This window comes from Hyphococcus luteus (genome assembly GCF_002943565.1).
GTDB classification, from domain to species: Bacteria; Pseudomonadota; Alphaproteobacteria; order Caulobacterales; family Parvularculaceae; genus Hyphococcus; species Hyphococcus luteus.
This window is the reverse complement of record NZ_PJCH01000011.1, coordinates 297913-315501: the sequence shown is the minus strand read 5'-3', so window position 1 is coordinate 315501 and position 17589 is coordinate 297913. Positions and strand designations below refer to the sequence as shown.

Below are 17589 nucleotides of genomic sequence, written 5' to 3'. Positions count from 1 at the left end.
ACTAGTAACCTTTCGATTTGGAACGCAGGCCCTCGGGCGAACGTCCGCCCGACAGCATCATATTGCGATAATCTTCTTCGCTCATGCCGGTCATTGTGGAGACGGCCTGCAGATAGGACAGCCGGTCGGTCGAGAAGACTTTGGCCAGGAAATAAATATTGCCCCCGAGATCGAGGAGCTTGTCGTAATCGCGGTCTAAGAGCGCCTGCTTTTGCTCTTCGGTCATGGGCCATTCGTCGAGATAGGCCCGTTCGTCGGCGCGCCAGCGGTCGCGGTTTTCCTTTTTCATGAGGCTCATGGCGAACTGGTTCACCCAGTAGCCCTTGCGCGCGCGCGCCGTCGTATAGACGCGCGTGCCGGGAATATCCTCCAGCTCGGCCAGATATTCGTGAATGTCCTGTTTCATTAGTTGCACTCCTCCGGCCAGTAGAGCCGCATGGGATTATCGACGAGTAGTTTTTGCTGAAGCGCCTCACTCGGCGCGATGCGCGGGATCATGTCAACGAGCCAGGCGTCGTCGGGCATGTGCGATTTGAGATTCGGATGCGGCCAGTCCGTGCCCCACAGGACACGGGTTGGAAAGCGTTCGACGATGCGCCGCGCGAAAGGAACGAAGTCGTCATAAGTCGGCGGGCCGGATTTCGAGAGTCGCTCCGGGCAGGTGACCTTCGACCAGATATGCTTGTTCTCCTCCAGAAGTTTCTGGAAAAGAGAGAACTCCGGTCCGTCCACATCCTTCGTGACGTCGGGCCGGCCCATATGGTCGACGACGACCGTGGTCGAAATGCCGGAAATGAAATCGTAAAGTTCAGGCAGGTCCGGCGCTTCGAAATAGATGACGATATGCCAGCCGAATTTGTTGATGCGCTCGACGAGTTCCGCGAGCACAGGGGGTGGCAGCGGATCGACGAGGCGTTTGACGAAATTGAAACGCACCCCCTTGACGCCGTTGGCGTTCAGATAGTCGAGCTCTTCGTCGGTGACGGAAGGTTTGACCGAGGCAATGCCCTTGGCTTTTCCGCCGGAACTCATGACGGCGTCGACGGTCGCGCTGTTGTCCGCACCGTGACAGGTCGCTTGCACCAGCACATTGCGCGAAAATCCCAGATGATCGCGCAGGGCGTAGAGTTGCGCCTTCGAAGCATCGCAGGGGGTGTATTTGCGCTCCGGCGCAAACGGAAATTCATGGCCCGGCCCGAAGACATGGCAATGGGCGTCGACGGCGCCCGGCGGCGGCGTGAATTTCGGCTTTGACGGCCCTTCGAACCAGTCGAGCCAGCCCGGCGTCTTTTCGAATATTTCGCTAGCTGCGCTCATGGGGGCGTTACTTGCCTTTCGCCTTCAGGAATTTGTCGAGACGCGGATAAACGCGCCGCGCATTGCCTTCATAGACTTTATATAGGTCGTCTTTCGAGAGACCCAAATTGTCCACATAACGCTTTGTGTCATCGAAATACTGGCCCGTCTGCGGATCGACGCCGCGCACGGCGCCGACCATTTCCGAGCCGAACAGAATATTGTCGATCTCGATCACGTCGAACAGCAAGTCGATGCCCGGCTGGTGATAGACGCAGGTGTCGAAATAGACGTTCTTCATCACATGGGTTTCCACCGGCGGCTGTTTCAGCATGTCGGCGAGCCCGCGATACCGGCCCCAATGATAAGGCACGGCGCCGCCGCCATGGGGAATGACGAGTTTCAGATCCGGGAAGTCCTTGAAGAGATCGCCCTGGATAAACTGCATGAAGGCGTTGGTGTCCGCCGCAATGTAATAGGAGCCGGTGGCGTGGAAAGTCGGGTTGCACGATCCCGACACATGGATCATCGCCGGGACTTCGAGCTCCACCATCTTTTCGTAGATCGGATACCAGTATTTGTCGGTCAGCGGCGGCGCGTTCCAGTGCCCGCCCGAGGGGTCGGGATTGAGATTGCAGCCGATAAAGCCGAGCTCGTTCACGCAGCGCTCAAGTTCCGCGATGGAATTGTCGAGCGTGCCGCCCGGCGTTTGCGGCAGCATGCACACGCCGATGAAGTTTTCCGGGAAGATTTGCGTGACGCGGTGGATCATGTTGTTGCAGGCGATGGACCATTCGAGCGCCGTGTCGGCGTCGCCCACATGGGGCTCCATGGCCGAAGCGCGCGGGGAGAATATGGTCATGTCGCCGCCGCGCTCTTTGAGGAGTCTCAACTGGTTCTGTTCGATGCCTTCAGCGATTTCGTCATCGCTCATCTGCGGCTGCATGGGCTTCGGGAGCGATGGGTCTTTCAGCCGCGCTTTTTGCGCCGCGCGAAAATCCGTATGCGCCTTCGGGACGATGGTCTGGTGGCCGTGACAGTCGATGATCATAAGGCTCGCTCCGGGCCCGCGCCCTTCAAAATTGCATCCAGCATGTCGGGGAGGTCTTTGTTTTCCAAGGCATAGCGATAAGCGGCGGAAATGTCCTGCCGCTCTGCGCAGGCCGAGCTCATCAGGGGTGAAAGGCCTGCGTCTTCAACGGTTTTAGCGACTTCGCGCATCTCTTCGGCGCGCCGTTTCCCGTGTTCGAGCGCGCGGGAAATCATATAGGCGGAAAGCTTTTCCCAGTCCGGACCGGGAAAGAGATCGGACAGCGACGCGACGACCGTATCCTCGACGCCGTAATGGCGCGCAGAGAGAAGAGATTCGGTCAGCAGCGCTTCGACGCCTTTGACGACGACGCTGCGGCACATCTTCGCCGCCGATGCTTTGCCGTATTTCTCTGAAAAGACTTTCGCACCTGTAAAGCCGAGTTCATAGGCGCGCGGCAGAAACTCTTCCGCGTAGGGCCCGCCGAACAACATGGGACAGGCGATGCGTTTCGGACCGATGGGCGACATCACCGCCGATTCCACATACCGCCCGCCGGAGGCGTTAATGAGCTCGGCCGTTCTGGTTTTAACGCCGGGAGAGGCGGAGTTGAGATCGAGGAAGACCGCGCCGGGCTTTAAAGCCCCGGCGACGCTTTGCGCCGCATCCAAGGTTTGCGCGGCAGTGACGGCGGAGATGATGATGTCCGCGTTTTTCGCGGCGTCTTCCGCATGCTCGCTTTTGGTCAGCGCGCCGGCGGCTTTCGATGTTTCGGATGTGGGGTCGAGAAAAAGGATGTCCCAAGCGGAAAGCGAGACATTCTTTGGCGCGAGATCCTCGGCGAGCGTTTGGCCCACTTCGCCGAAACCCAGGAGGCAAATATTCAGATCAGCGTTCATTTCCCGTCCCAGACCTTTCCTGGAATGAAGACTTCGCCGCGCATCAGCTTGCGCGCGGTCCGGAGCAGGGCGGAGCGTTTGACATTGACCGCGCCGTTTTCGACCGCGACATCCATGTCGACCGTGAAAAAGCCGGTGGGGTGTTCGATGTCGAGGCGTTGTTCGCCGCCCCCGGCGCTGGCTTTAGCAATCCCTTCCGCAACCGAGCCCGGCAGCACGCAGGCGGTCGCGACGGAGACCGCGCCGAGAACGCCGATGGCTTCGTGGACGCGATGAGGAATGAAACTTCGCGTATTGACGACGCCGCCGGAGAGCGGCGGGGAGACGAGCGTCATTTTCGGCACTGTCTTTTTCTCGACGTCGCCGAGATTCATTTTCGGGCCGATCTGAAGCCTTATGCTTTCGATGCGCTTTTTCAGCGCGTCATTGGCTTCGAGCTCATCGGGGCTTTCCGCGCCGGAAAGACCGAAATTGGCGGCGCGCAGAACCACCACCGGCATGCCGTTGTCGATGCAGGTGATTTCCACGCCGTCGACTTCGTCGACGACATTGCCGGTGGGCAAAAGCGCGCCGCAGCTCGCCCCGGCGACGTCGAGAAAATCGATGGGAATGGCGGCGGCGGTTCCGGGCACGCCGTCAATGCGCGCGTCGCCTTCATATTCCACGACCCCGCCCGGCGTCGGCACATGGGCGAGGGCGACGCTGCCTGTATTGACCATGTGAATGCGCACCGGCGTCGTTCCATCCTGTGCTTTGACGAAACCATTTTCAACGGCCCAAGGCCCAACGCCCGCGAGGATGTTGCCGCAATTCTGGCTCGACGAGACTTCCGGCTTGTCGACGACTACTTGCAGGAAAAGATAATCGACATCGGCGTCGCCGCGCGACGAGGCGGAGATGACCGCGACCTTGCTGGTCAAAGGATGCGACCCGCCGACCCCGTCGATCTGGCGCGCGTCCGGCGAGCCCATGGCGGCGAGCAGCACCTTGTCGCGCTGCACTTCGTCCGCAGGCAGATCATTGGCGTTGAAATAAAGACCCTTCGATGTGCCCCCGCGCATCAGGGTCGCAGGGATCGCCGTCATCATGATTTCTGGTAATCCTTCTGGTCGATATATTTGAGGCCCTTTTCTTCGAGACGCTCGCGCATCTTGTAGATGTCGAGGCCAAGCTCGCCGGCGGCGAGGCGCTGGCGTTTCGATTCCTCGTTGGCTTCGCGCTCGTGAGATTTTTTGAGGACGTCGGCGGCTTCTTCCTTCGAGACCACCACGACGCCGTCATCATCGGCGATGATGAGATCGCCCGGGTTCACATGCGCGCCGGCGCAGACCACCGGAATGTTCACGCTGCCGAGAGTTTCTTTCACCGTGCCCTGGCTGAAGACGCATTTCGACCAGACCGGAAAGCCCATTTCTGTGAGGTCTTTCGTATCGCGCACGCCGGCGTCGATGATCAAGCCTTTGACCCCGCGCGCCTTCAGGGAAGTGGCGAGGAGGTCGCCGAAATAGCCCGCGTCGGAATAAGAGGTGGGAGCCAGGACCAGCACGTCTCCGGGCTGGCACTGCTCCACGGCGACATGGATCATCCAGTTGTCGCAAGGCGGCGCGGAAATCGTGACGGCGGTCCCGGCCACATAGGCGCCTTTATAGATGGGGCCGATTTCCGGGGCGAGCAGGCCCTTGCGCCCTTGCGCCTCGTGCACCGTGGCGACACCGTACCTGCCCTCGGCGAAGGCGTCTACGACCGCTTTATCCGTGCGTTTGATATTAGTGACGACGACGCCCATGGCGTTCTCCCAGGATTTACGATTTCGCGTTCCACATGGGCCTGCTTGCGCGAAAAGGCCAATTGAAATTCCTCCTGCAATATAAGAAAATGCTAATGGCTAGCCTTGGTAATATCGACTATGGCGAATGCGCCGAATATCTGGCGGGTGAAAATCTTCACTGAGATCGCGGCCACGGGGTCGGTCTCTGTGGCGGCCGCGCGGCTGGGGCTCACCCAGCCCGCCGCCAGCCAGGCCTTGAAAGCTCTGGAAAAGTGGACGGAAGCGGCCCTTTTTGAACGCAAAAACAATAGGCTGGCGCTCACTCCTGCGGGCGCGGCGCTGGCCCCCCGGGCGCGTGCGGCGCTGGCGCTTCTTGAAGAAGGGCTGGGGGAGGCGGCGGGCCGGGAGGGTGCGCCGCCGAGCCTCCTGAGGGCCATGTCGGGGCGGCGTCTCGAGACGCTGATCAGCATCATCCGCCATGGTGGTTTTGCTAACGCCGCCAAGGCGGAAGGCTATGCCGCGCCGACCGTTCACCGTTCCGCCAAAGACCTCGAACGGGCGCTGGGCGCGCCGCTTTTCGAAGCCACCAGTCATGGGGTGCGTCCCACAAGGCGGGCCGAGGCGCTGGCGTTGAAAGCGGGGCTCGCCTTTGGCGAATTGCGTCAGGGGCTGGCCGAGTTGCGCGAACTGTCCGGCCGGGAGGCAGGCGCCACTGTGATCGGCGCCATGCCCCTGGCGCGCGCCCATCTGGCGCCGGCCGCCGCGGCGGACTTCGCCGCCGATTATCCCGAACACCGCATTTCAATCCTTGATGGCGCTTATGAAGACCTGCTGATCGGCCTCAGGCGCGGCGAAACCGATTTCCTCATCGGCGCCGTGCGTGAAAACCCGCTCGTCAAAGACATTGTCGAAGAGCCTCTGTTCGAAGATCCTTTATCCATCGTCATGCGCGCCGGGCATCCCGCACTTGCAAGCGATGACGGCGCTACGGCTTTCGCAAAATATCCATGGATTGCGCCGCGCCCCACATCGCCTTTGCGCCGCCATTTCGACGCGCTTTTCACCTGGCTCGGCGTTCCGGCGCCGGAAGATGTTATTGAGTGTAACTCCCTAAGCGCCGCCCGCGTGCTTATGTTGAACAGCAATCGCATGATGCTGCTTTCCGATCTCCAGATTGGTTATGAAAAATCGGCGGGCATGCTCGCCTCGCGCCCGCATCCGGCGGGACAGGTAACGCGGCTGATAGGATTAACCATGCGGCGCAACTGGCGTCCCACCGCAGCCCAAAAAGCGCTGGTCGACGCCGTACGGGCGCAGGGCGCCGCGGCGGCTTCGCAAAAGCGCCATCCTCTGTGCCCTCTTTCATAAGGGCGCCTGGGCAATTATATGTTATAAGTCAGCTTTGTAGCCACCAAATCGAGCGATAAGTGACGCTAGCCAGCATAATAGAACCATACGTCGGCAAAACCGGCGGCCTCATCTCTGCGCTTCACGCCGTGCAGAAAGAACACGGGTTTTTGCCCGAAGACACCGAAGCGGTCGCCGCGGACGTGTTCAACCTGACGCGCGCCGAGGTGAAAGGTGTCATCAGTTTTTACCATGACTTCAAGCGCGCGCCGCAAGGCGAAACGGTCGTGCGCGTGTGCGCGGCGGAAGCCTGTCAGGCGACGGGCGGACGCGCCCTCGTCGCGGCGCTCGAAAAGAAATTCGCGCTGAAAATGGGCGACACCAGCGCGTCGAAAGATTTAACGTTAGAACCGGTTTATTGTCTCGGTCTTTGCTCCTGTGCGCCGTCCGCCATGGTCGGCGATCGGCTTGTGGCGCGAGCGAATGCTGATAAAATCGGCGCAGTCGTCGAGAAGACGAAGAAGGAGCGCGCATCATGACGGCGCTCACGCTTTACCTGCCGCTGGATTCCGCCGCTGTCGCCCTTGGCGCCGACGAGCTTGCCGACGCGCTTGTCCGGGAAGCGGACAAGCGCAAGCTTGATCTGAAAATCGTGCGCACCGGCTCGCGCGGCATGCACTGGCTCGAGCCGCTTGTCGAAGTTGAGAAAGACGGCAAGCGCATTGGTTACGGTCCCGTCGATGAAGGCGACACGGCTTCGCTCCTCGATGCTGTGATGGGCGACGGAAAACACGAAAAGTCCGTCGGCGCCGTCGAAGAGATTCCGTTTTTCAAAAACCAGACGCGGCTCATCTTCGGGCGTTGCGGCGTCATCGATCCCTTGTCGGTCGAGGATTATGAAAAGCATGGCGGCAATGCCGGTCTCGACAAGGCGCTCAAAATGGACAGCGCCGCTATTTGCGAAGAGGTTTTCGAATCGGGCCTGCGCGGGCGCGGCGGCGCCGGTTTCCCGGCGGGCATCAAATGGCGCACCGTCGCCGGCGCTGAAGCCGATCAGAAATACATCGTCGTCAACGCCGACGAAGGCGACAGCGGCACCTTCGCCGACCGCATGATCATGGAGGGCGACCCCTTCATCCTGATCGAGGGCATGACCATTGCGGGCGTCGCCGTCGGCGCTACGGAAGGCTATATTTATCTGCGGTCGGAATATCCGGTGGCGGCGCGCGTTCTCAACGACGCAATCGCGGACGCCCGCAAGGCCGGATTGCTCGGCGAGAATGTGCGCGGCTCTGGCAAGGCGTTCGACATCGAAGTCTTTATCGGCGCCGGCGCTTATATCTGCGGTGAGGAGACCTCGCTCCTGAACAGCCTTGAAGGCAAGCGCGGCGAAGTGCGCTCCAAGCCGCCTTTGCCGGCGCTCGAAGGGCTCTTCGGCAAGCCGACGCTCGTCCACAATGTCATCTCGCTGTGCTCGGTTCCGGCGATTCTCGAAAAGGGCGCGAAATTCTATCGCGATTACGGCATGGGCAAGTCCACGGGCACCATGCCGTTCCAGATCGCCGGCAATGTGAAACATGGCGGGCTTTACGAGACCGCTTTCGGCCTCAAGCTGCGCGAACTGGTCGAGGATATCGGCGGCGGGACGCTCAACGGTCGGCCGGTGCGCGCCGTCCAGATCGGCGGCCCCTTAGGCGCCTATTTGTCGCCGCGGCTGTTCGATCTTGAAATGGATTACGAGACCATGGCGGCGAACGGCGCGGGCGTCGGTCATGGCGGCATTGTGATTTATGACGACAGCGTGAACCTGCTAGAGCAGGCGCGTTATGCATTCGAATTCTGCGTCGAGGAATCATGCGGCAAGTGCACGCCCTGCCGCGTCGGTTCGGTGCGCGGTGTTGAAATCATGGACCGCATCAAGGAAGGCGTCGAGCACGGCAAGAATGTCGACGTGCTCGAAGATCTCTGCGAACTCATGGTCGACGGTTCGCTCTGCGCCATGGGCGGCATGACGCCGATCCCCGTGCAGAGCGCTGTGAAACATTTCCCGGAAGATTTCGGGATCAAGCCCGCCAAACAGGCGGCGGAGTAGGAGAAGGCGAAATGGCCCTCTTGAAAGAAAAAGATTACGGCACCCCGAAACCGAAGACCGATAAAAAGGTCACGGTGGAGATCGACGGCTTCAATGTGGAGGTGGAGGAAGGCGCGAGCGTCATGCGCGCCGCCGCTGAGATCGGCATTTCGATCCCGAAACTCTGCGCCACCGACATGATGAAATCATTCGGCTCCTGCCGCCTCTGTCTCGTTGAGATCGACGGCGTCAAAGGAACGCCCGCTTCCTGCACGACGCCGGTGCGCGAGGGCATGAAGATTCATACCCAGACCGACCGGCTGGCGAAGCTGCGTCGCGGGGTCATGGAGCTTTACATCTCCGACCACCCTCTTGATTGCCTGACCTGTTCCGACAATGGCGATTGCGAATTGCAGGATATGGCGGGCGCCGTTGGCCTCAGAGAAGTGCGTTACGGCTATGAAGGCGAGAACCACCTGGGTCAGGCCAAAGACGTCTCCAATCCCTATTTCGAATTCGATCCGTCGAAATGCATCGTCTGTTCGCGCTGTGTCAGAGCCTGCGACGAGGTGCAGGGCACGCTGGCGCTGACCATCGAAGGTCGCGGCTTCAACTCGAAAGTCGCCGTCGGCGGCGCTAATTTCTTCGATTCCGAATGCGTTTCCTGCGGCGCTTGCGTGCAGGCCTGCCCCACGGCGACGCTGCAGGAAAAATCCGTGGTCGAAGAGGGCGTGCCGGATCGCACGGTCCTGACCACCTGCGCTTATTGCGGCGTCGGCTGTTCCTTCAAGGCGGAGCTAAAAGGCGATCAGGTCATCCGGATGGTTCCGGATAAGGACGGCAAGGCCAATCACGGCCATTCCTGCGTCAAGGGCCGCTTCGCCTGGGGCTACGCCACCCATAAGGACCGCATCAAGAGCCCGATGATCCGTGAAAAGACTACAGATCCCTGGCGCGAAGTGAGCTGGGAAGAGGCGATCGCCTATTCCGCTAAGCGGTTGAAGGAAATCCAGGCCAAATACGGCCGCAAGTCCATCGGTGGGATCACCTCCTCGCGCTGCACCAATGAAGAGGTGTGGCTGGTCCAGAAACTGATCCGCGCGGCGTTTCACAACAACAATACCGACACCTGCGCGCGCGTCTGCCATTCGCCCACCGGCTACGGTCTCAAACAGACTTTCGGCACGTCCGCGGGCACGCAGCATTTCGACAGCGTCGAGGAAGCTGACGTCATCGTCGTCATCGGCTCCAACCCGACCGAGGCGCACCCCGTCTTCGGCTCGCAGATGAAGCGCCGCCTGCGTGAAGGCGCAAAGCTCATCATCGCCGACCCGCGCGCCATCGATCTCGTTCGCACGCCCCATATCGAGGCGGATTATCATCTGCAATTGAAGCCCGGCACCAATGTCGCGCTGATCAACGCCTTCGCCCATGTGGTGGTGACCGAAGGGCTCGTCGATGAGGAATTCGTGAAGGCGCGCTGCGAGGACGACTCGTTCGCCGAATGGCGCGACTTCGCCGCCGACCCGGTGAATTCGCCGGAGAATGTAGAAAAGATCACCGGCGTTCCGGCCGAAGACATCCGCGCCGCCGCGCGGCTTTACGCCACTGGCGGCAACGGCGCGATCTATTACGGGCTTGGCGTCACCGAGCACAGCCAGGGCTCGACCATGGTCATGGGCATGGCGAACCTCGCCATGGCGACCGGCAATATCGGCCGGCTCGGCGTCGGCGTGAATCCCATGCGCGGCCAGAATAATGTTCAGGGCTCCTGCGACATGGGCTCCTTCCCGCATGAACTTCCCGGTTACCGCTCCGTCGCCGACGATGCGGTGCGCGGCGAGTTCGAAGGCGACTGGGGCGTCGAGCTTGATCCCGAACCCGGCTTCCGCATCCCGAACATGTTCGACGAGGCGATCGCCGGCAAATATAAAGGCATGTATGTGCAGGGCGAGGACATCGCCCAGTCCGATCCCAACACGCACCATGTGGAGCAGGCGCTCTCCTCGCTCGAATGTCTTATCGTGCAGGACCTTTTTCTCAACGAGACGGCGCGCTTCGCCCATGTCTTCCTACCGGGCACGTCTTTCCTCGAAAAGGACGGCACTTTCATCAACGCCGAGCGGCGCATCAACCGGGTGCGCCCGGCGATTAAGCCGCAGCAGGGCATGGAGGAATGGCGCATCACCGCCGCGCTTTCCGAAGCCATGGGCTACAAGATGCCTTATGAAAACGCGTCGCAAATCATGGACGAGATCGCGCGGCTGACGCCGACCTTCGCCGGCGTTTCCTTTAAGATGCTGGACGAGAAGGGCAGCGTTCAGTGGCCCTGCAACGAAGCAGCGCCGGACGGCACGCCGGTCATGCATATCGGCGAGTTCGTGCGCGGCAAGGGGCATTTCGTCCTTACCGACTATGTGCCGACAACGGAGCAGGCCAACCGCAAGTTCCCGCTGATCCTGACGACGGGTCGCATCCTGTCGCAATATAATGTGGGCGCACAGACGCGGCGCACCCAGAACAGCGACTGGCATCATGAGGACGTGCTTGAAATTCACCCCTCGGACGCCGAGGCGCGCGGCGTTCATGAGGGGCATTGGGTGTCGATCCGCAGCCGCAAGGGCGAGACCACCCTGCGCGCGAAAATTTCCGAGCGCGTGGCGCCGGGCGTCGTTTACACCACCTTCCACCATCCGGAGAGCGGGGCGAATATCGTGACCACCGAGAACTCCGACTGGGCGACAAACTGTCCGGAATACAAGGTGACCGCCGTCGAAATCACGCCGGCGAACCACAAATCCGAGTGGCAGGAAGAATACGAAGCGACGACGCCGGATCTGCGGCGCATCCTTGAGCGCGGCGTCGTTGAGCCCGCGGAGTGATGGTTCCTAGTCCACTCACCCGACTTTGAGTCGGGTGAGCGGGGAAGATCAGCATGAGCAAGGGAATTTCATTCACGACGACCGGCGACGCGCCGCCGCTCGAACGCGAGACGGCGATCACGGACGGCGCCGAAACCGGACAATGGCATGTGCCGGAAGAAACCCCGGTCGCCTTCGTTTATAACCAGCGCAATTATGCGGTTATGCTGGCGACGCCCGCCGACATGGAGGATTTCGCCGTCGGCTTCACGCTGACCGAGCGCGTTGTCGATGCGGCGGATGAGATTTCCTCGGTCGACATTCGCCAAAGCGAACGCGGGGTTGAACTCCATATCGCCATTGCGCCGGAGAAACTCGAACGCCTCGACATCCGCCAGCAGCGGCGCAATCTCGTGGGCCGGGCCGGCTGCGGCGTCTGCGGGCTGGAAAACGCCGAAACCTTTTTCGAGACGCTGCCGAAGACGAGCGAGACGGCGATGGCGCTCGCGACCGATGCGCTTACTCGCGCACTCGGAGCCTTGCGCGACTGGCAGCCTTTGAACCAGCTCACCAAGACGGTGCACGGCGCAGCCTGGGCCTCGCTCCATGGCGAGATTCTGCTCGCCCGCGAGGATGTCGGCCGCCACAACGCCCTCGACAAACTTCTCGGCGCACTCGCCCGAAACAAGACGGAGATGGCTGACGGTTTCGTGTTGATGTCGAGCCGCTGTTCCTATGAAATCATCGAGAAGTCGGCGCGCCTCGGCGTGCGCGCCGTGGCCAGCGTTTCGGGCCCCACGGGCTTCGCAATTGCGAAAGCGAAGGAAGCAAATATTGCGCTTTACTGCCGGAACGGAAACAGTTTTGTTCGCGCCGCCCCATAAATGTATGTTATACATACAATCAAAAGAAGGGAGGGCCGGGAGATCCGGCTATTTATCGCATGACGCAAGATAATCTGCCTGCTCCGGGTGCTCCGGACATTGAAATCGCGCGCGCCGCCAAGATGGATCCGATCCTGCCTTTGGCGGAAAAACGCCTTTCCGTGCCGCCCGAGGCGCTGGCGCCCTACGGCCATTTCAAGGCGAAGGTCTCGCTCGATTACATCAATTCGGTGAAAGACCGCAAAGACGGCAAGCTGGTGCTCGTCACAGCCATCACGCCGACCCCCGCGGGCGAGGGCAAGACGACGACCAGCGTCGGCGTCACCGACGGCTTCAACCAAATCGGCGTCAACGCCATGGTCTGCCTGCGCGAGCCGTCGCTCGGGCCCTGCTTCGGGATGAAAGGCGGCGCCGCCGGGGGCGGGCGCGCCCAGGTCATTCCCATGGAAGACATCAACCTTCATTTCAACGGCGACTTCCACGCCATCACCTCGGCGCATTCGCTGCTCGCGGCGATGATCGACAATCACATTTATTGGGGTAACGAGCAGGACATCGACCCGCGCCGCGTTGCGTTCCGCCGCGTCGTCGACATGAACGACCGCGCGCTCCGGAACATCGTCATCGGTCTTGGCGGCCCCGCCAACGGCGTGCCCCGCGAGAACGGCTTCGACATCACCGTCGCCTCGGAGATCATGGCGATCCTCTGTCTCGCCAACGACATCGCCGATCTGCAGGATCGTCTGTCGAAGATCATTATCGGGCGGCGGCGCGACAAGACGCCGGTGACGGCGGGCGACATCGGCGCCGACGGCGCCATGGCGGTGCTGCTGAAAGACGCGCTGCAGCCGAACCTCGTTCAGACCATCGAACACAACCCGGCCTTCATCCATGGCGGTCCGTTCGCAAACATCGCTCATGGCTGCAACTCGGTGATGGCGACCAAGACGGCGCTGAAACTCGCCGACGTGGTCGTGACCGAAGCCGGCTTCGGCGCCGATCTCGGCGCGGAGAAATTCCTCGACATCAAATGCCGCCAGTCTGGCCTGTGGCCGGACGCAGTGGTGCTGGTCGCCACGGTGCGCGCTCTTAAAATGCAGGGCGGCGTCGCCAAGGGCGATCTCGGCGATGCAAATCCGGGCGCTGTCGAAAAGGGCTCGGTCAATCTCAAGCGCCACATCACCAATCTCAAGAAATACGGCCTCAATCCGGTTGTCGCCATCAACCACTTTATTCACGATACGGATGAAGAGGTCGCGGTGATCAAGAAGCTCGGCGAAGAGTTGGGTGTGAAAGTCGTATTGTCGAAGCACTGGGCCGAAGGCGGCAAGGGCGCTGTCGATCTCGCGACCGCGGTCAAGGAAGAGCTTGACAAGGATAAGGCCGAAGGCAAGTTCATCTATTCCGACGATGCGCCGCTGGCGAAAAAGATCGAAACCGTGGCGAAAGAAATTTACGGCGCGGGCGGGATTTCGCTTTCCAAGGCGGCGGAGAACAGCCTCAAGGAATTCGAAAAGCTCGGCTTCGGTCACGTTCCCGTGTGTATCGCCAAAACGCAATACAGCTTCTCGACGGACCCGACCAATCTCGGGGCGCCGTCGGGCCATACGCTGGAGGTGCGCGAGGCGCGGCTTTCCGCGGGCGCGGGCTTTGTCGTGGCGGTCTGCGGCGACATCATGACCATGCCAGGCCTTCCGAAGAAACCGGCGGCGCTCGAAATCGGCCTTGGCCCCGATGGTCAGATCGTGGGACTTGCGTAGACAGGCGCGGGGCTGCGGGGCCCGAGACGTGCAGGACATTTATGACCCTTCCTATGTGAAGGGCGTGTTTGATCGCTGCTCGGGCCGCTACATCGCTTTCAGTTACGCCTGCTCATTAGGCTTCACCGAGAGATGGCGGCGGCAAAGCGTCGAAGCGCTTTCGCCGATAGCCGGAGATGCGCTCTGCGGTTACGACCTGATGGCCGGCACCGGCGAAGTCTGGCCGCATCTGTTTAAGGCGAAACCGAATATCGAAAGCATTACCGCGGTTGATATTTCTTCGGGCATGCACCGGCGCGCCATGAAACGGCTGCACGCCATGCGTTCCGAGAAGATTGACTTCATAGAAGACGATGTTCTCGAAAGCGCCTTGCCTGATGAAAGCGCCGATTTCGTGATTTCCACGTTCGGGCTGAAGACATTCAATCTTGATCAGCAGGAAAAGCTTGCCTCATTGACGGCGCGCGTCCTCAAACCTGGCGGCGTCTATTCGTTTATTGAAGCCTCAGACCCGAAAGGCTGGGGCTTGCGGCCGCTCTACCTTTTTCACCTCAAAAGGGTGCTTCCGCTGGTGGAAAAGACCATGCTTCGAGGCGCGCAGGATTTCTCCATGATAGGCGCCTATTGCATGAATTTCGGGGATATCCGGCCTTTCGCTGAGAAACTTGAGGAGGAAGGCCTGTTGGCGGAGGTGCGGCCCTATTTCTTTGGTTGCGCCACCGGCGTTTCGGGCCGAAAGCCGGAAAGCGGTTAACGCCTTCTTGAACGCTGAGCCATAAGGGCCAAATTGCCGACAGATCGAGACTTGTGTAAGAGTAAGCGCCTATGCTGCTGAAATCATTGACTGACACATTCGGCCGCCAGATTACCTATCTGCGCCTTTCGGTGACGGACCGGTGCGATCTGCGCTGCACCTATTGCATGGCGGAGGACATGAAGTTCCTGCCCAAGCGCGATGTGCTCTCCCTTGAAGAACTGGAACGGCTGGCCGGCGCATTTATCGATCGCGGCGTCAAGAAAATCCGCGTCACCGGCGGCGAGCCCCTGGTGCGCCGGGACATCATGACCCTTATGGCGCGGCTCGGGCGCAGGCTGGAGGCGGGCGACTTCGACGAACTGACGCTGACCACCAACGGCACCCAGCTTGCTCACCATGCGGATGTTCTGTGTTCGCTCGGCGTCAAGCGCATCAATGTTTCGCTCGACACGTTGGACGATGCGAAGTTCGAAATGCTGACGCAGCGCGACCGGCTTTCTCAGGTTCTGAAAGGCCTAGATGCGGCGCAGGATGCAGGGCTTGAGGTCAAGATCAACACCGTGGCGCTGAAAGGCGTCAATGAGAATGAGATAGCGCCCATGATCGAATGGGCCCATGGCCGCGGCATGGAGATGACTTTGATCGAGGTGATGCCGCTCGGTGAAATCGAGGGGGACCGCGTCGATCAGTATCTGCCGCTCACCGCCGTGCAGGATGCGCTTGCCTCGCATTGGACCTTGACGCCCATCGACAAGAAGACCGGCGGGCCGGCGCGCTATGTGAAGATCGAGGAGACCGGCGGCGTGCTCGGCCTGATCACGCCGCTCACCAATAATTTCTGCGCCGGCTGCAACCGCGTGCGCGTCACCTGCACCGGCGAGATCTATATGTGTCTCGGGCATGGCGACAAGATCGACCTGCGCGCGGCCATGCGCGGGGAAAATCCCGACGAGGCGCTCAACGCCGCGCTTGACCGGGCGATGCTCAAAAAACCCGAACGCCACGGCTTTGATATTTCCGAACGTGGCGCCGCGCCCGCCGTGGCGCGGCATATGTCCGTCACGGGAGGCTGAGCCATGGCGCGCCTTCTGTTCTTCGGCAAACTGGCGGACGCCGCCGGCGCCCGCGCCCGACAGGTCAAGCTTGAGCCCGAAACCCGGACGATCGATGATCTTGTCGCCGTGCTCGGCGATGAGGACGCTGCGCTTGGGGCGTCGCTTAACGAAAAATCCGTGCGGTTTATCGTCAACGAAACACTCGCCAGCCGTGACGCCGCCATCGGCGATAAAGACGAGATCGCTTTCCTACCGCCAGTGAGCGGGGGCTAACCCCATGATTCGAACCCTATGATTCGAGTTTGCACAGACCCCTTTGACCCCGGGGCGGAGCTGTCCGTCTTCGAGACCAAGGCGGGGGCGGCCGGCGCTGTGGTGAGTTTTATCGGCAAAGTGCGCGAGGCGGCGGGCGACAGCGCCGTTACGGGACTCTATCTCGAACATTATCCCGGCGTTACCGAACGCTCCATTGCCGAGATCAAAGAGGAAGCCGCGAAACGCTGGGCGATCGACGACGTGCTGATCATCCACCGGGTCGGCGAGCTCGGCCCCGGGGAGCCCATTGTCATGGTCTGCGTCGCTGCTGCGCATCGCCGCGACGCCTTTGAGGCGGCGGATTTTCTGATGGATTACCTCAAAACCGAGGCCATGTTCTGGAAAAAGGAAATCCGCGAGGACGGCGAGGCGTGGATCGAGCCCCGGGATGCGGATTATAAGGACGCCGCCCGCTGGAAAGATGACGAGGAAGAATAATGCACGGCATTAATGAAGAGCTGGAATTCAAGCCGGTGCGCATCGCGGTGCTGACCGTCACGGACACCCGCACCCGCGCCAATGACACCTCCGGCGACGTGCTTCAGCAGCGGATCGAAGCGGTGGGCCATGAATTGGCTGCGCGCGATCTGGTGCGCGACGATGTGAAAGCCATTAAGGAAATTGTCGGCGGCTGGATCGGGGATCCGACTGTCGATGTCGTCATTTCCACCGGCGGCACCGGGCTCACGGGCCGCGACGTGACAGTGGAGGCTGTCCGCCCGCTTTTCGAAAAAGAGATCGAAGGCTTTTCGGTGATCTTTCACCAGGTGAGCTATGAGAGCGTCGGGCTTTCGACCTTGCAGTCGCGCGCCTGCGGCGGCGTCTCGAAGGGCACGTTTATCTTCTGCCTGCCGGGCTCCAACGGCGCGGTGAAAGACGGCTGGGACAAGGTGATTTCCTATCAGCTCGATTCTCGCCACAAGCCTTGCAACCTCGTGGAGCTGATGCCCCGGCTCACTGAAAAATAGTTTGATGGAAAAATAAGTGACCAAAGACCTCACCCATTTCGACGAAGCCGGTCGGGCGCGCATGGTTGACGTCTCCGCAAAAGACGACACGGCGCGCCGCGCGGTCGCTCAGGGACGGGTTGTGTTTACGCCGGAGAGTTACAAAACCGTGCGCGAAGGCGGCGTCAAGAAAGGTGACGTGGCGTCCGTCGCGGAACTTGCGGGTATCATGGGCGCCAAACGCACGAGCGATCTTATCCCGCTGTGTCATCCGCTGCCCATTACGGGGCTCAATGTGCGCATCGAGCCGGACGACGCGGCGCACGCCTATGTGGTGACGGCGGACGTCAAAACCACGGGCAAGACCGGCGTCGAGATGGAGGCGCTTGCCGCCGTAATGACGGCGTGCTTGACGATTTACGACATGGCGAAGGCGGTCGATAAATCCATGGTGATCGAGGACGTGAAGTTGATCGAGAAAGCCGGCGGCAAGTCCGGCGACTTCAAGCGGGACGGCTAAGCCATGTTTTATGCTTACATGATTTTTATTCCCGCTCTTCCCCGCGAAAGCGGGGATCCAGAAAAGTTTGCTGTGGATT

18 protein-coding genes are annotated in these 17589 nt (G+C 60.8%); 12 read left to right on the top strand and 6 right to left on the bottom strand.

Annotated elements, in window-relative coordinates; genetic code table 11:
• Position 1: 1 nt before the first annotated feature.
• Genes ligA through CW354_RS15695 form a run of 6 tightly spaced genes read right to left on the bottom strand, consistent with a single transcriptional unit; the run spans position 2 to position 5011 of the window.
• Positions 2-406: a protocatechuate 4,5-dioxygenase subunit alpha gene (gene ligA / locus CW354_RS15720; protein ID WP_104831035.1), complete on the bottom strand. Its 405-nt coding sequence runs from the start codon at positions 404-406 to the stop codon at positions 2-4.
• Positions 406-1317 carry an amidohydrolase family protein gene (locus tag CW354_RS15715; protein WP_104831034.1) on the bottom strand — a complete coding sequence of 304 codons (912 nt, stop codon included), beginning with the start codon at positions 1315-1317 and terminating at the stop codon, positions 406-408. The genes ligA and CW354_RS15715 overlap by 1 nt, the downstream gene beginning before the upstream one ends.
• A gap of 7 nt (positions 1318-1324) precedes the next feature.
• On the bottom strand, positions 1325-2347 hold the full coding sequence (locus CW354_RS15710) for an amidohydrolase family protein (RefSeq protein WP_104831033.1): 1023 nt from the start codon (positions 2345-2347) through the stop codon (positions 1325-1327).
• The gene (locus tag CW354_RS15705) at positions 2344-3225 is read right to left on the bottom strand and encodes an NAD(P)-dependent oxidoreductase (protein WP_104831032.1); all 882 of its coding nucleotides are present in this window, start codon (positions 3223-3225) and stop codon (positions 2344-2346) included. Before CW354_RS15705 ends, CW354_RS15710 begins: the two co-directional genes overlap by 4 nt.
• Positions 3222-4316 carry a 4-oxalomesaconate tautomerase gene (locus CW354_RS15700; protein ID WP_423793540.1) on the bottom strand — a complete coding sequence of 365 codons (1095 nt, stop codon included), beginning with the start codon at positions 4314-4316 and terminating at the stop codon, positions 3222-3224. Before CW354_RS15700 ends, CW354_RS15705 begins: the two co-directional genes overlap by 4 nt.
• A complete protein-coding gene (locus CW354_RS15695) occupies positions 4310-5011 on the bottom strand; it encodes a 4-carboxy-4-hydroxy-2-oxoadipate aldolase/oxaloacetate decarboxylase (protein ID WP_104831030.1) in 702 nt (233 codons plus the stop codon). Before CW354_RS15695 ends, CW354_RS15700 begins: the two co-directional genes overlap by 7 nt.
• 105 nt (positions 5012-5116) lie before the next feature.
• Between CW354_RS15695 and CW354_RS15690 the strand changes: the two genes are divergently transcribed.
• The 12 genes from CW354_RS15690 to moaC all read left to right on the top strand — a co-directional run bounded on the left by CW354_RS15690 (position 5117) and on the right by moaC (position 17510).
• The gene (locus CW354_RS15690) at positions 5117-6361 is read left to right on the top strand and encodes a LysR family transcriptional regulator (RefSeq protein ID WP_133162339.1); all 1245 of its coding nucleotides are present in this window, start codon (positions 5117-5119) and stop codon (positions 6359-6361) included.
• Between the two features lie 59 nt (positions 6362-6420).
• Positions 6421-6879 carry an NADH-quinone oxidoreductase subunit NuoE family protein gene (locus CW354_RS15685; protein WP_104831028.1) on the top strand — a complete coding sequence of 153 codons (459 nt, stop codon included), beginning with the start codon at positions 6421-6423 and terminating at the stop codon, positions 6877-6879.
• Complete coding sequence (locus CW354_RS15680; protein ID WP_104831027.1) at positions 6876-8432, top strand: formate dehydrogenase beta subunit; 1557 nt, start codon at positions 6876-6878, stop codon at positions 8430-8432. Before CW354_RS15685 ends, CW354_RS15680 begins: the two co-directional genes overlap by 4 nt.
• Before the next feature lie 11 nt (positions 8433-8443).
• Complete coding sequence (gene fdhF / locus CW354_RS15675) at positions 8444-11293, top strand: formate dehydrogenase subunit alpha (RefSeq protein ID WP_104831026.1); 2850 nt, start codon at positions 8444-8446, stop codon at positions 11291-11293.
• A gap of 53 nt (positions 11294-11346) precedes the next feature.
• Positions 11347-12156 carry a formate dehydrogenase accessory sulfurtransferase FdhD gene (gene fdhD, locus CW354_RS15670; RefSeq protein ID WP_104831025.1) on the top strand — a complete coding sequence of 270 codons (810 nt, stop codon included), beginning with the start codon at positions 11347-11349 and terminating at the stop codon, positions 12154-12156.
• Between the two features lie 59 nt (positions 12157-12215).
• Complete coding sequence (locus tag CW354_RS15665; protein WP_104831024.1) at positions 12216-13916, top strand: formate--tetrahydrofolate ligase; 1701 nt, start codon at positions 12216-12218, stop codon at positions 13914-13916.
• Between the two features lie 28 nt (positions 13917-13944).
• Positions 13945-14670: a class I SAM-dependent methyltransferase gene (locus tag CW354_RS15660; protein ID WP_207764844.1), complete on the top strand. Its 726-nt coding sequence runs from the start codon at positions 13945-13947 to the stop codon at positions 14668-14670.
• Between the two features lie 71 nt (positions 14671-14741).
• A complete protein-coding gene (gene moaA, locus CW354_RS15655) occupies positions 14742-15746 on the top strand; it encodes a GTP 3',8-cyclase MoaA (RefSeq protein WP_104831022.1) in 1005 nt (334 codons plus the stop codon).
• Positions 15747-15749: 3 nt separating this feature from the next.
• A complete protein-coding gene (locus tag CW354_RS15650) occupies positions 15750-16001 on the top strand; it encodes a MoaD/ThiS family protein (RefSeq protein ID WP_104831021.1) in 252 nt (83 codons plus the stop codon).
• An 18-nt stretch (positions 16002-16019) separates the two neighbouring features.
• A complete protein-coding gene (locus tag CW354_RS15645) occupies positions 16020-16481 on the top strand; it encodes a molybdenum cofactor biosynthesis protein MoaE (protein ID WP_104831020.1) in 462 nt (153 codons plus the stop codon).
• Positions 16481-17011: a molybdenum cofactor biosynthesis protein B gene (gene moaB / locus CW354_RS15640; protein ID WP_104831019.1), complete on the top strand. Its 531-nt coding sequence runs from the start codon at positions 16481-16483 to the stop codon at positions 17009-17011. The genes CW354_RS15645 and moaB overlap by 1 nt, the downstream gene beginning before the upstream one ends.
• Before the next feature lie 16 nt (positions 17012-17027).
• A complete protein-coding gene (moaC, locus tag CW354_RS15635; protein ID WP_207764843.1) occupies positions 17028-17510 on the top strand; it encodes a cyclic pyranopterin monophosphate synthase MoaC in 483 nt (160 codons plus the stop codon).
• Positions 17511-17589: the final 79 nt, after the last annotated feature.

What these genes read in the sequence shown, in the direction of transcription:
- ligA (WP_104831035.1), bottom strand. Translation starts at nt 406, where the DNA reads ATGAAACAGGACATTCACGAATATCTGGCCGAGCTGGAGGATATTCCC.
- CW354_RS15715 (WP_104831034.1), bottom strand. Translation starts at nt 1,317, where the DNA reads ATGAGCGCAGCTAGCGAAATATTCGAAAAGACGCCGGGCTGGCTCGAC.
- CW354_RS15710 (WP_104831033.1), bottom strand. Translation starts at nt 2,347, where the DNA reads ATGATCATCGACTGTCACGGCCACCAGACCATCGTCCCGAAGGCGCAT.
- CW354_RS15705 (WP_104831032.1), bottom strand. Translation starts at nt 3,225, where the DNA reads ATGAACGCTGATCTGAATATTTGCCTCCTGGGTTTCGGCGAAGTGGGC.
- CW354_RS15695 (WP_104831030.1), bottom strand. Translation starts at nt 5,011, where the DNA reads ATGGGCGTCGTCGTCACTAATATCAAACGCACGGATAAAGCGGTCGTA.
- CW354_RS15680 (WP_104831027.1), top strand. Translation starts at nt 6,876, where the DNA reads ATGACGGCGCTCACGCTTTACCTGCCGCTGGATTCCGCCGCTGTCGCC.
- fdhF (WP_104831026.1), top strand. Translation starts at nt 8,444, where the DNA reads ATGGCCCTCTTGAAAGAAAAAGATTACGGCACCCCGAAACCGAAGACC.
- fdhD (WP_104831025.1), top strand. Translation starts at nt 11,347, where the DNA reads ATGAGCAAGGGAATTTCATTCACGACGACCGGCGACGCGCCGCCGCTC.
- CW354_RS15665 (WP_104831024.1), top strand. Translation starts at nt 12,216, where the DNA reads ATGACGCAAGATAATCTGCCTGCTCCGGGTGCTCCGGACATTGAAATC.
- moaA (WP_104831022.1), top strand. Translation starts at nt 14,742, where the DNA reads ATGCTGCTGAAATCATTGACTGACACATTCGGCCGCCAGATTACCTAT.
- CW354_RS15650 (WP_104831021.1), top strand. Translation starts at nt 15,750, where the DNA reads ATGGCGCGCCTTCTGTTCTTCGGCAAACTGGCGGACGCCGCCGGCGCC.
- CW354_RS15645 (WP_104831020.1), top strand. Translation starts at nt 16,020, where the DNA reads ATGATTCGAGTTTGCACAGACCCCTTTGACCCCGGGGCGGAGCTGTCC.
- moaB (WP_104831019.1), top strand. Translation starts at nt 16,481, where the DNA reads ATGCACGGCATTAATGAAGAGCTGGAATTCAAGCCGGTGCGCATCGCG.